Consider the following 12,032-nt stretch of genomic DNA (forward strand, 5'->3'; position numbering starts at 1 on the left):
ATTAATTATTATGATGAAGCACTCCCTGTTCATCCACAGTAACCCCAAAGGAGATTCCCTGAATGTACTGGTAAAAGCTCTGTTTCTCTCCTTCCCCTGTTAAGGTTCTGGTATAACCTGACTTAGAAGTACCTGGAACCAGGGATAAGGTGGTGCTTCCCCCATTAAAATCTACATCAAGGCGTAACAGGGCAGTCTTTGGAATGGAACTTCCAAAGATATAATTGCCAAGACTGTAGCAAATGGGCTTATCCTTATAATATTCAAAGCCCTGGAGTACGTGGGGGTGGCTTCCAATGACCGCATCCGCCCCGGCATCAATGATCTGTTTTCCCAAAGCCCGTTGATATTGCTGGGGTTTTTCATCCCGTTCCACGCCCCAATGGACATAGACGACAAGATAATCGCAGAGAGGTCTTGCTTTTTTTATCTCTTCTAATAGAATCGTAGGATCATATCCACTGACCATGCCAGGCTTCTGACTGCCGGCCACCCAGCCAGGATCGGGATAAACTCTTGAAGCAGCAAGAAATCCTATGGTCTTTCCTTTTACCGCCATGGTCTGCAATTGTTTTGCCCGTTCCATATTAGGACCGGCTCCCACATAACGAATGCCTGCCTCGTCCAGGGCAGTGCAGGTATCAAGAAGGGCATCGGTCCCATAGTCCAGCGTATGATTATTGGCAATGGTCACGATATCCACCCCTATTTCATTCATCATAGATACCCTGGAAGGGGGCAGCCGGAAGGTAAACTGTTTGTCCGGTGCAGCTGTCCCCCGGTCACTGAATGGGAACTCCTGATTTGCCATAAAGATGTCAGACTGGCTGATTTCCGTTCGAAATCCAGTATCAAGCACACCATTAATACCCTTTGCATTATCATAAGCTGATGTTACATAATTAGAAAGTAATATATCCCCTGCAAAGACCAGATGAACCACCGGGTTTTCCGGCTCTTTGTCTGGAACTTTCGTTTCTGTCTCATCTTCCGACTGTTTTACAGTGAGAACTTCTGTTTCTGTCTCAACCTGAGATTCCTCCCCTGATGGGTTGTCTGTTTCGTAGGCCAGGGAGGGCTCGGCCTTTGTTTCTTTCCATTCACTGATTCCAATCCATCCAATAAGCATTACGAACAGTAATGCAGGAAGGAAAACCAGAATTTTGATCCAGTTGCCTGTTTTCTTCATCAATGCCTCCTGATTGTTAATAGTTTCAACATGTTTTTTATGATTTCCATAATGTTTTCCACATTTTTCGAGGAAAACTCCACATTTTCTTATAAAATCGAGGATTATCCACATAATGCATTCTGTTTTTCCATAACTAAACCTTTATGCTTGTCTGGATTTTATTCCCATTTTTTTATCTTACCCAAATAATCAAGTTTTGTCAAATGATAAAAGCACCTGTATAACCATGAGAAAGGACATGGCAAACCTGCCATGTCCTTATTCGTGTGCGTCTATCAATTTATAGTACCACTTAAATCATCAGTTGGAACCACTTATGTATATACTAGTATGTCAAACCTCTTTTATCAATCTCTGCCTTATAAAGCCGATAGATATCCTCCTGCATATTTAAGAAGGATTTGAAGAAAATACCGTACATGAAAATTGCCATAAACTTTCTATTACGGCCTTTATCAGCTGCATTGCACAGCTTGATTAACTGCTGGTCATTGACCTTACCTTTTTCCAGCCTTCTTCTAATGCTGTTTTGCTGAATCTTGCTCAGCATTCTTGTATACAAATTAAATAAAAGCATAATTCCTAAGATAAACGCTATAAGCACGACTATTGAAGTTACGTTATTCATATAATAGTCCCTCCTTTTTTTATCCTTGTAACAATATTTATACCATAAAATGTTAAAAAGGTAAATATTTTATCTATTTTTAATTATGAAATCATTTAACAAAATATGTTCTTTAAAACCATCAAATTTCGTTATTGTCGCATTTTAAACAAAATTATCCCTGTTCTTATCATAAGTTTTGGAAGTATTATCCATATTATGTCTATTTTCATAAGTAGATAGTCCCATGAAGTCATATTGTAGCTGTGTAAGCTTAATAGATTGCCATATCCTTATATTCATGTTCCATTGCAAATAATCATCTCAGTGCAATGTACGTTGGTGTCACCCATCCACCTGCAATTTATATTTAATTTGTATTTCACTCCGCAGCAAACTGTTAAGAATAAAAAGAAGCCTGTCATGAAAAAGGGGAGGACTCTCCTTTTTTGCCCCGACAGGCTTCTTTCTTTTATTCAGGTATTTTAAAACGTAAAATTACAGCGTCATGATGATTCCACCGTCATTGGCATATACAGTGGCAACACCAGCTGTTTCAGTAATGATCACATCTTTGAATTCTGCTCTTTTTCTCATCTCCTGCTTTACATACTCTGCTCTCTCAGGGTTGTTGCAGTGAGCAATGGCAAGTACCTTATCTCTGGTATCACCTGCATTCTTAACAGCGATCTCCACCATGCGTATTAAAGCTTTATTAATGCCTCTTGCCTGATCCAGCTTTATAATCACACCGGATTCTGCGCTCATAACCGGCTTTATATTAAGAGCTGTAGCAAAGAAGGCCTGAAGTCCTGTAAGTCTGCCATTCTTTCGTAATGTATCAAGGCTTTCCAGCACAAAGTAGGTCTTCATATTCTTGATAAAGGCTCTTGCTCTTTGCTCAATTTCCTCAAATGGAAGGGCTGCCTGACAAAGAGACTGAACCAGCAGTGCAATGTTAAGCTGACCGGAAGAAGCGGAATCAGATCCTAACACTGCAATCTTTTTTCCATCGTTTCCGTGCTCTTCTTCATATAGCTTCTTACCAAGGACGGCGCTGTTGTAGCTGCCGCTTAAATGCTCGGATAAGGTAATGACGAAAACATTCTCTTCCTCACACTCATATGCCTCTTTATAAAGCTCTGGGGAAGGACAGGCAGACTTAGGTGATTCACTGCTGTTTTTTACCAGTTCCAGAAATCTTTTCTGATCAAAGGTGTCGTCGTCAACAATCTGGTTTTCTCCCACCTGTAAGGTAAGTGGAATTATCTGAAAGTGGGGATCCTTTTTTAAATCTGCAGTAAGATCAATGCAGCTATCCCCAATAATTTTATAATTCATAATTCTATTCTTCCTCCTGACACGAAACTTATCATGTAGTATTCATTACCATATATTATAGAGAAACCCGTCACGGATGTCAATAGGATTATGGAGAAAAGGACCGTTACCCTTTGTTTTCCAGGGCAGCGGTCCTTTATTTTTTATCATCAGTTTTGTGATTAAGCTTCTGCCATCACCATCATCAGCTCGTTACTTCTTGCAATGAATTTAGTCATACGCTCAGGTGTTAAAGAACCATGGCTTAACGCTGCAAGATCATAAAGCTGCTCGCAAATGGCGTTGGTATGAGATCCTTCCTTATGGTTTAATACATACTGTACCAGCTTATTGTTATAATTAAGTACAAGAGTCTCAGTGCTGCCAAACATGGAGTTATCCATACCAGGCATGGAATACATCTTCATCATCTCTGCCATACGGCGGGATTCTTCTGAAACGGTGATCATAGAAGATACTGCTTCATTTTTCAGCTTTTCAACCTTAACATCAAGGGTTTCTTTGCCTAACACCTTGCGGAACAGCTCAGTAAGCGCATCCACATCGGCTTTCATGGCTTCCTTATCCTCTTCACTCACTTCTTCCTTGAAGATATCGGATAAGTCAGAGTTAATGCATAAGAACTTTACATTCTCATTCTTCTGCTCCAAGTAGCCCACAAAAGGATTGTCTATGTTCTGAGTCATGTAAACAGCATCAAGACCTGCTTCCTTAAACATGTTAACATACTGGCTCTGTTCTTTTTCGTCTGTAATATAGAATACACTGTTTTCGTGCTTTTCTTTATTTTCTTCCAGACATTCAGCAATGGTTAAATACTTGCCTTCTAAATTTTTAAAGATAAGAGAATCATTAATCTTTTCAGCAAACTTTTCATCTTTTAAGCAGCCGAATTTGATGAATGGATTGATATCATCCCAGTATTTTTCATAGTTTTCTCTGTCTGTCTTAAACATACCGGTAAGCTTATCAGCCACCTTCTTTGTAATATAATCAGAGATTTTTTTCACAAAGCCATCGTTTTGAAGTGCGCTTCTTGATACATTAAGAGGAAGATCAGGACAATCGATGACTCCCTTTAACAGCATTAAGAACTCTGGAATGACTTCCTTAATGTTATCCGCGATAAATACCTGGCTGTTAAACAGCTTGATGGTTCCTTCCAGGCTGTCATAGTTGATGTTTAATTTCGGGAAGTAAAGAATTCCTTTTAAGTTAAATGGATAATCCATGTTTAAATGAATCCAGAATAATGGCTCCTTATAATCATGGAATACCTTACGGTAAAATCCTTTGTACTCTTCTTCGGTACATTCATTGGGGTGCTTATTCCAAAGAGGATTGGTATCATTCACCGGTACCGGACGTTTTGCAATTTTATACTTTTCAGTGGCTGGAGAAATTTCAACGACTACTTTTTCGCCGTTCTCATTCTCTTTTTCCTCAGTTTTAGCTTCTTCTACAATGGTCTCGATTACGGTATCTTTGTCTGTCAGCTCATCCTTTTCAATGGTCTCAAACTGAGGTTCTGCAGCTGCATTGGTCAGATAAATCTCAACCGGCATAAAGGAGCAATATTTTTCAAGAACTTCTTTTGCACGGTATTCGTTACAGAACTCAAGGCTTTCTTCGTTTAAGTAAAGCTTAATTGTGGTTCCCTGCTCTGCCTTGTCTCCGTCTACCATCTCAAATTCGGTGCCGCCGTCAGACTCCCAGTGAACTGGTTTTGCTCCATCCTTATAAGATAAGGTATCAATGGTAACCTTATCGGCAACCATGAATGCGGAATAAAATCCAAGTCCGAAATGTCCGATGATCTGCTCTTCATTTGCCTTGTCCTTGTATTTCTCCAAGAAGTCCTGAGCTCCGGAAAATGCGATCTGATTGATATACTGATCAACCTCTTCCACAGTCATACCGATACCGTTATCAATAAAGGTAATGGTCTTTTCATTGGGATCGGTAATTACCTGAATCTTAAATTCAAGATCCTCCGGCTTCTGCCATTCTCCCATGATCTCCAGCTTTTTCAGCTTTGTAATCGCATCGCAGCCATTGGAAACCAGCTCACGATAGAAGATGTCATGGTCAGAATACAACCATTTCTTAATAATTGGAAAGATATTCTCGCTGTTAATCGTCAAACTTCCTTTTTTCGCCATTTCGGAACACTCCTCACTCTCTTTTTTTCTATTTTAGTTCCATGAATTCATGGAATTCTCTCAATATTTGCCTGCAAAGAGTATTTTAATACGCAGTCTAAAAAATGTCAATAGAAAATTAGCACTCATTTAAAATGAGTGCTAATAATATTATTCTTCTACAAATGGTATCTCGTTTTTCTTTAAAAAACTTTTAAAACCTTCATCCCATTCTTCATCAAGTGTCTTGTCCAAAGTGAACACAGAGACAGAAGTTCCTGTAATACAGGTCAGCTTTTCTTCCTCATAGCGGATATTGACATACAGTCCCTTTACCTGTTCTTTGGGAAATCCGATTCTTCTTGCAGAGAGAAAACGCTCTGTCCCCTCTTCCGGCATCAATAGGATAATGCGAAAGCTTACTGGCAGCCGCTTCCCCTTAATCAGGGAGAAGCAAAACGGCTTTAGGGTGGACCAGGAGGAATAGGTTCCTATCTTCTGCTCCTCCAGCTCCTCCTGGGAATAGTATCCACTTTTAATGGTTCCGTCTATGGTAAATGTATTATAGGTCGAAATAGATGCCTCCTTGATCAGGAAGCGGTCAAATACTTCCCCTACAAAAAGCTTGGAGGTAAAGGATTTAATATCCTCAATTTTTACTGAAATCATTTCATAATCTCCCATTCATGATTGTTCTTTGTTTAATATACAACGGATTCCAAACCTCTGTCAACGAAGGATTCCAAACCTTCCATTTCTGTGTTATAATAGAAAGATAAGTTTCGCTCTGGAAACAAAAAGTAGTAAGAAAAGAGGATAACATATGAATACCATCAAAGAGTTAGAAGCCCTGATTGCAGCATCCGTTTCTCCTTATCATTGCATTATGGCATCTTCCAAACAGTTAAAAGACGCAGGCTTTAAAGAACTGCCTCTCTCCGCTTCCTGGAAGTTGAAAAAAGGTGAATCCTACTATATAAATGTTTTTGATTCCTCCCTGATTGCATTTACCGTGGGAGAAAATCTTACCGATACTCCCTCCCTTCGTCTGGCAGCGGCTCATACGGACTGGCCCTGTTTAAAGGTAAAGCCGTCTCCTGAGTTGACTTCCTTAGACTATGGAAAATTAAACGTGGAGGTTTATGGCGGACCTCTTCTTAATACCTGGTTTGACCGTCCCCTTTCCATGGCTGGAAAGGTGTCTGTGATGGGTAAATCCGTGATGGAGCCAAAGACTATTTTTGTTGACTTCGCTCGTCCCATTATCACGGTACCAAGTCTTGCCATTCACATGAACAGAGAGGCAAATAATGGCGTGCCCATTAATGCACAGGTGGATATGCTGCCTATTATTACACTGATCAAAGATAAATTAAATCAGAAAGACTTTTTCCTTCATGCTCTGGCAAAAGAAGCGGGAGTCAGTAAGGAAGATATCCTGGATTATGAAATCTATGTTTACAGCCGGGAAGCCGGGGACTTACTTGGTTTACACGATGAGTTCTTTTCCGCTCCCCGTCTGGATAACATAACCTCTGTCCATGCATGTTTAAATGCAATCATAGAAGCTCCCTGTAAAGAAGGAATTCATGCGATTGCTTTATATGACAACGAAGAGATTGGAAGCAGTACAAAGCAGGGCGCAGCTTCTGCCATGACAGAACATGTCCTTGAAAAGATATATTTATCCTTAGGATATACAAGAGAAACCTTCTTAAACGGCCTTTTAAGCGGTTTTCTGCTTTCCATGGATGTGGCTCACGCATTCCACCCAAACCATGGGGAAAAATGCGACATTAAAAATCAGATTGTCATGGGGGATGGCGTTGCTATCAAGCTTGCTGCCAGTCAGTCTTACGCTACGGATGCCTCAAGCACCGGAGTTATTGAAGGCATCTGCCGAACCAATGACATACCGTATAAGAAATTCTCTAACCGCTCCGACATGAGAGGTGGCTCCACGTTAGGCAGCATTTCCTCTGCCCTTTTGACCATGCGCACCGTAGATGTAGGTGTTCCTATGCTTGCCATGCATTCAGCCAGAGAGCTTATGGGCACCCATGACCAGGCTGCACTTGTAAAACTTGCCACTGAATTCTTTAAAGCTTAAAACAGAAACAATATCGATACAAAATAAGGGTCTGCCGCAGGAAGTAATTCGTGTGACAGACCCTTTATTATATCATTTCTTAGATATCTTGTTCGTTAAGAACAAAGTTGGAATGAGTAATACAAAACTAAGGACTAAGGCTAACATGAAACCATTGTGGTAGGCAGTGGTCATGAGAGAAATTGTTGGTACAAAGGAAAAGCTATTATTTGTCATTTCCATGCATAGTCTCCGGAACTACTTCCCGGCTTGTTTCCAAAGGCTGATTGGAGGTCCGGCTTCCTTCCCAATAGCGGTAACCATAAACTCCTCCGGCTATGACACCTACAAACAGAATCAGTACAAACAAAAACAGCATGAACCCTCCAAAAATTTCCCGCCCACGGCTTTGTCTGCGCCTTCGGCTGTGGCTTCTTCTACGAATGGTATCTCTCTGGCTCATTTGCTTTCTGCCGTCCTTTCTTTTTATCAATCCGTTACATATTTTTTGTAAATTTCAAAAAAATTAGTAGTCGTGGTCTTATCTTCCTTGGAGAACCTGACATCCTTCCATATCTCATTGCTGAAGGTCACAGGATTTTCCTCTTTATATTTATTATAAATCTGGTCAAAGGCTTCTTTTTTCCGTTTCCGGTACAATCCGGCTTTTCTTTCCTGGGTAGCTGTCTCATCATAATCATCGACGCATTTGATAAGGTAAAACCTTCCATTATCTTCCACTACAGGGCTGATTTCTCCTTCTAACAAGGCAAATGCAGCCTCTTCATAGGCCTTGGACACCTCTCCTCTTCCAATATGGCGTTCCATTGTCTCCTCTATGGAATGCTCTCTTGCCAGGGCAGAAAAATCAGCTCCCTCAGCCGTTGTAAGGGACAGAACCTGATCCGCCTGGGTCTTGTCTGTGAGAACGATCTGGTCTACGATAATGACCTTTGCTTCACTGTCACTGATTTCCAGATTCATATCCTTCGTTAATTCAGTCACCACCTTATTGGACAGGTAATATTGCTCGTACATGCTGTGGACATCTTCTTCTGTAATTCCCATATAGGCAATGTCTTCTTTTGTCAGGGATCCAAAGTATTCATCCGATGCCTTACGCACCTTTTCTTTCTCACTGCTGGTAAGGGTGACTCCCTTACTCTCTGCAAGAAGATTCATCATCTTCATCTCCTGGAGAAATTCTTTTACCTGCTCTATGAGATAGGTTTCAAAATTCTGATCTCCGGGCAGGTCTATGCCCCAAATCTGGCTGGTATATATTTGTTGGTACCGGTTTCTCTCCGTTGCCAGGATGATCATGGATTGAGGCAGTGTATATGCCTTCGTCTCCGCAATCTCAGAAACAATGGGGATATCTGCCTTACAACCGGTAAGCAGGGCAATAAGTGCCAAAACTGCCAGGAATATCCTTCCTCTTGGTTTTTTTTCACCTTTCACGTGCTTCCCTCTTTCCATGCTACAACAGCAGCTTCAGTATTTTTAACACTCCGTCATTGATATTTATATCGGTACGGAACCTGGCCGCATTCTTTACTTCTTCTCTGGCATTTCCTACTGCAAAGCTGTAGTATGCCTGGCTCATCATCTCAATATCATTTAACTGGTCTCCAAAGACCATGGTCTCTTCGGGTTTGATCATCAGACTGTCCTGAAGAAGCTTTACTGCCTGCCCCTTATTGATTCCAGGCTTCATGCAATCCATCCACATCTCTCCTGCAATGGTAATCTTAAGACGGTCTGCAAATCTGGCCCTAAGCTCCACGGTATGGGCTTCCACCTCAGATTTACGGTACACAGATACCTTTATAAATTCCGAATCCACCTTGGTCAAATCATCCACCTGCTGAACCTGAAACTTATATCCATGGATCAGCCAGTCTAAGATCTCCTGATCCCTGGTTTCCACATACACCACATCAGGTCCGCTTAACATAAGCTCCAGCCCTTCTGTGCGACGTACCTCCTGAATCATATCCATAACCGTCTGTCTCTCAATGGTATTTAGAAATAGATTTCTACCGTGACAGCCTACATAGGCTCCGTTATCCGACAAATAAAATATTTTTTCCTTCACAGGCTGAAAGATAGATTCAATGCTCACCCACTGGCGTCCACTGGCGGCGGCAAACTGAATTCCCTTAGCCCGCAGTTTTAATATTACATCAAAAATCTCCGGATTGATTTTATGGCTTCCGTCAGGCACCAAAGTTCCGTCAATATCTGATACAATCAGCTTAATCATGACAATCCTCCTATTCAAGCATTCCTTTTATCTCCTGAAACACTCGTCCTACTGGCAATCCTACTACATTATTGTAATCGCCGTCAATCCCTTTGACAAAAGCCGCAAAATTCCCCTGGATTCCATAGGCTCCTGCCTTATCCATTGGCTCCTCACTAAAGGCATACGTCTTTATCTCTTCTTCTGACATGGGATATAGGGTCACATCTGTTTTTTCCACAAAGGTCTTTACCTTCTTCTCCGTTTGTCCACAATAAATTAAGGTGACGCCGGTATAAACCTGATGATCTCTTCCCTGGAGCATGGAAATCATGCGGTAAGCATCCTCATGGCTGACAGGTTTTAATAAAATCTGCTGGTCCATGGCGACTACGGTGTCAGCGCCTATAACAAGAGTACCTGGTTCCTGGTGCTTAGCCACATCCTGGGCTTTCTGGCTGGAAAGCTCAGAAACCACGGCCTCAGGTATGGAAGAGGTAACCTTTTCTTCTAAGGTACTTGGCTCAATCAAAGGGGTAAGCCCGATCTGGGCAAGAAGTTCTCTCCTACGCGGAGAAGCAGATGCCAGCACAAGTTTTTTCATTTGTTTCATATCCATCCTCCCTGTTTTTAAACGAACAAATAAGCGGGACCCGAATCGAATCCCGCCATTCATTAATATACTTTCAAACGACCAATCATAGTTGCATCGTCTTCGTCACAAGATGACTTAAGCTGCAGTCTCATGGTGTAAATAAAGTCGGCGATGTAGAATGCCAAAAGGCTTAATGCCACCATTCGCTCCAGACCTTCCGGAACCACTCCTGCCATCTGGCTTACAAAGCCATCCAGGAACCGGAAATAAAAGATACCTAAAAATCCCCAGGCAACACTGCTTTCCAAACAGATAATGCCCTTGTAGTTAAATGGTTTTCTGCTGTAATCCCACCAGAAGGAACCAAACAGTTTAATCATCATTCTTGCCGTAATGAGCTCCATGGTCGTAGCCATTAACGTTGTTGCAATGTAAAGTAGAATAAGATTATCAGAAAGAGGCTTTAGAAGAATCATGGCTCCCATGGCACCGAATCCATATATAATACAGAAGGGACCATGTCCAAAACCGCGATTGATCACTGGCCTTTTATTTTCATAACTGAGTACTACACATTCAAGAAGGTATCCAAGAAAGCTGAACAGGAAAAAACATATGATCCTGTGATAAATCGTCATACCCATTTTACCTCCAAATTTGACAATTTTTGAACTTGTTAAAGTATAATATGGATATCTTAAGAAATCAAGGTCTAATTTCTTACGATTCACGGAAACAATTCTGTTTATTTAATAATATTGTGCCATAAACAGGGCGAGGAGTATGCCAAGGAGCGCTCCCGCTGCCACCTGCAAAGGAGTATGACCAACATATTCCTTTAATGTCTCCTGTATCAGCTCTCCCTTAAGTTTTAAAGGGTTTTCCAGCAATATGCTGTTTAATAATTTTGCCTGCCGTCCGGTTTCTCTCCGGACTCCCATCGCATCGTACATAACAATCATGGAAAGCACGAAGCAGACTGCAAATTCAAACGAGCCGGGGCCATAACGGTAGCTGGCAGCGGTCGTCAATGCACAAACCGTAGAGGAGTGAGAACTGGGCATTCCCCCGGACCCCACTAACCTCTCCGGATTAAAATTTCTATTAAGAGCAAGATCAATCAGTGTCTTTAAAACCTGAGCCACCATCCAGCCTGTGACAGCGCTCATTAAAACCTGGTTTCCCAGTATATCATCCCAATATTTCATGGTTTCCTCCATCTTATGCAGTACTTTTCCAGCCAACGCTGAATAAAAACCAGCGTTTGAACCTGGCTACGGTTTCTACGAGACCGCAGAATTTGTCCGAATAAACAATCACCAGACCTCCCCTGGTCCTTGGCGGAATCGGGGTTAACGGCCACATATGACGCAGGATCATGTCTTTTTCATTCTCTGTTAATTCAAAGTATTTGACTGCGTTATTCAGTGCAGTCCTGGGATGAGTAAAACCATGAAAATGTTCCCCGGTTTCTCTGGCATGGGTATGCCAGTCATACAAAAATAAATCATGAAGAAGACCGGCTCTGGCGACTTCTTTATAGTCCCAGCCCAGCCTTCTACAGATACTGTAGCTCATATAGGATACTTTGATGCAGTGGTGTTTACAGGTTGTATCCCCATGCTGCATATAGTTTTCCATGGACTGGAATATGGGGTGCTCTAAGATATCTTTCACACAATCCATATAGACCAGATCCGCATTGTAGTTTTCCTGTTCAGCCCAGGAAGAATCTTCTGCCCACGTTACGGCAAGTTCTTTTTCTTCCCGGGTGAAATGCATGCTTTTCATTTTTATTCACTCATTTCTTTTCTGTAATTTC

Annotated in this window: 13 protein-coding genes; 1 reads left to right on the forward strand and 12 read right to left on the reverse strand. The window is 41.6% G+C overall.

Features of this window, described 5'->3' with window-relative positions; translation table 11 throughout:
• Position 1: 1 nt before the first annotated feature.
• The 5 genes from OW255_RS16090 to OW255_RS16110 all read right to left on the reverse strand — a co-directional run bounded on the left by OW255_RS16090 (position 2) and on the right by OW255_RS16110 (position 5,950).
• Positions 2 to 1,189, reverse strand: coding sequence for a CapA family protein (locus OW255_RS16090; protein WP_024838671.1), 1,188 nt, complete (start codon positions 1,187 to 1,189; stop codon positions 2 to 4).
• A gap of 328 nt (positions 1,190 to 1,517) precedes the next feature.
• Positions 1,518 to 1,820, reverse strand: coding sequence for a hypothetical protein (locus OW255_RS16095; protein WP_024838672.1), 303 nt, complete (start codon positions 1,818 to 1,820; stop codon positions 1,518 to 1,520).
• A gap of 477 nt (positions 1,821 to 2,297) precedes the next feature.
• Complete coding sequence (locus tag OW255_RS16100; RefSeq protein ID WP_024838673.1) at positions 2,298 to 3,140, reverse strand: DegV family protein; 843 nt, start codon at positions 3,138 to 3,140, stop codon at positions 2,298 to 2,300.
• A gap of 161 nt (positions 3,141 to 3,301) precedes the next feature.
• On the reverse strand, positions 3,302 to 5,302 hold the full coding sequence (gene htpG, locus OW255_RS16105; protein WP_268114649.1) for a molecular chaperone HtpG: 2,001 nt from the start codon (positions 5,300 to 5,302) through the stop codon (positions 3,302 to 3,304).
• A 150-nt stretch (positions 5,303 to 5,452) separates the two neighbouring features.
• Positions 5,453 to 5,950: a DUF5721 family protein gene (locus tag OW255_RS16110; RefSeq protein ID WP_024838675.1), complete on the reverse strand. Its 498-nt coding sequence runs from the start codon at positions 5,948 to 5,950 to the stop codon at positions 5,453 to 5,455.
• A gap of 154 nt (positions 5,951 to 6,104) precedes the next feature.
• On the opposite strand from OW255_RS16110, the gene OW255_RS16115 reads away from it, so the two are divergent.
• Positions 6,105 to 7,391, forward strand: a complete 1,287-nt coding sequence (locus OW255_RS16115; RefSeq protein ID WP_268114650.1) for a M18 family aminopeptidase — start codon at positions 6,105 to 6,107, stop codon at positions 7,389 to 7,391.
• A gap of 205 nt (positions 7,392 to 7,596) precedes the next feature.
• Here OW255_RS16115 and OW255_RS16120 read toward each other — a convergent pair whose 3' ends face one another.
• From OW255_RS16120 to OW255_RS16150, 7 genes are all read right to left on the reverse strand, one after another.
• Entirely contained in the window at positions 7,597 to 7,833 is a 237-nt protein-coding gene (locus OW255_RS16120) for a hypothetical protein (protein WP_268114651.1), read from the reverse strand.
• Between the two features lie 26 nt (positions 7,834 to 7,859).
• Complete coding sequence (locus tag OW255_RS16125; RefSeq protein WP_268114652.1) at positions 7,860 to 8,831, reverse strand: peptidylprolyl isomerase; 972 nt, start codon at positions 8,829 to 8,831, stop codon at positions 7,860 to 7,862.
• 19 nt (positions 8,832 to 8,850) lie between these two features.
• Positions 8,851 to 9,636, reverse strand: coding sequence for an HAD family hydrolase (locus OW255_RS16130; protein WP_268114653.1), 786 nt, complete (start codon positions 9,634 to 9,636; stop codon positions 8,851 to 8,853).
• Positions 9,637 to 9,646: 10 nt separating this feature from the next.
• Complete coding sequence (locus tag OW255_RS16135) at positions 9,647 to 10,234, reverse strand: Maf family protein (RefSeq protein ID WP_035318573.1); 588 nt, start codon at positions 10,232 to 10,234, stop codon at positions 9,647 to 9,649.
• A gap of 56 nt (positions 10,235 to 10,290) precedes the next feature.
• Positions 10,291 to 10,848: a putative ABC transporter permease gene (locus OW255_RS16140; RefSeq protein ID WP_024838680.1), complete on the reverse strand. Its 558-nt coding sequence runs from the start codon at positions 10,846 to 10,848 to the stop codon at positions 10,291 to 10,293.
• A gap of 111 nt (positions 10,849 to 10,959) precedes the next feature.
• On the reverse strand, positions 10,960 to 11,418 hold the full coding sequence (locus OW255_RS16145) for a divergent PAP2 family protein (protein WP_034599603.1): 459 nt from the start codon (positions 11,416 to 11,418) through the stop codon (positions 10,960 to 10,962).
• Between the two features lie 13 nt (positions 11,419 to 11,431).
• Positions 11,432 to 12,001 carry an HD domain-containing protein gene (locus OW255_RS16150; protein WP_024838682.1) on the reverse strand — a complete coding sequence of 190 codons (570 nt, stop codon included), beginning with the start codon at positions 11,999 to 12,001 and terminating at the stop codon, positions 11,432 to 11,434.
• Positions 12,002 to 12,032 lie beyond the last annotated feature (31 nt).

This window comes from Lacrimispora xylanolytica (genome assembly GCF_026723765.1).
Classification (GTDB): Bacteria; Bacillota; Clostridia; order Lachnospirales; family Lachnospiraceae; genus Lacrimispora; species Lacrimispora xylanolytica.

Bases quoted from the DNA above. Each gene is read 5' to 3' on its own strand.
- OW255_RS16090 (WP_024838671.1), bottom strand. From the start codon at position 1,189: ATGAAGAAAACAGGCAACTGGATCAAAATTCTGGTTTTCCTTCCTGCA.
- OW255_RS16095 (WP_024838672.1), bottom strand. From the start codon at position 1,820: ATGAATAACGTAACTTCAATAGTCGTGCTTATAGCGTTTATCTTAGGA.
- OW255_RS16100 (WP_024838673.1), bottom strand. From the start codon at position 3,140: ATGAATTATAAAATTATTGGGGATAGCTGCATTGATCTTACTGCAGAT.
- htpG (WP_268114649.1), bottom strand. From the start codon at position 5,302: ATGGCGAAAAAAGGAAGTTTGACGATTAACAGCGAGAATATCTTTCCA.
- OW255_RS16110 (WP_024838675.1), bottom strand. From the start codon at position 5,950: ATGATTTCAGTAAAAATTGAGGATATTAAATCCTTTACCTCCAAGCTT.
- OW255_RS16115 (WP_268114650.1), top strand. From the start codon at position 6,105: ATGAATACCATCAAAGAGTTAGAAGCCCTGATTGCAGCATCCGTTTCT.
- OW255_RS16120 (WP_268114651.1), bottom strand. From the start codon at position 7,833: ATGAGCCAGAGAGATACCATTCGTAGAAGAAGCCACAGCCGAAGGCGC.
- OW255_RS16130 (WP_268114653.1), bottom strand. From the start codon at position 9,636: ATGATTAAGCTGATTGTATCAGATATTGACGGAACTTTGGTGCCTGAC.
- OW255_RS16135 (WP_035318573.1), bottom strand. From the start codon at position 10,234: ATGGATATGAAACAAATGAAAAAACTTGTGCTGGCATCTGCTTCTCCG.
- OW255_RS16140 (WP_024838680.1), bottom strand. From the start codon at position 10,848: ATGACGATTTATCACAGGATCATATGTTTTTTCCTGTTCAGCTTTCTT.
- OW255_RS16145 (WP_034599603.1), bottom strand. From the start codon at position 11,418: ATGAAATATTGGGATGATATACTGGGAAACCAGGTTTTAATGAGCGCT.
- OW255_RS16150 (WP_024838682.1), bottom strand. From the start codon at position 12,001: ATGAAAAGCATGCATTTCACCCGGGAAGAAAAAGAACTTGCCGTAACG.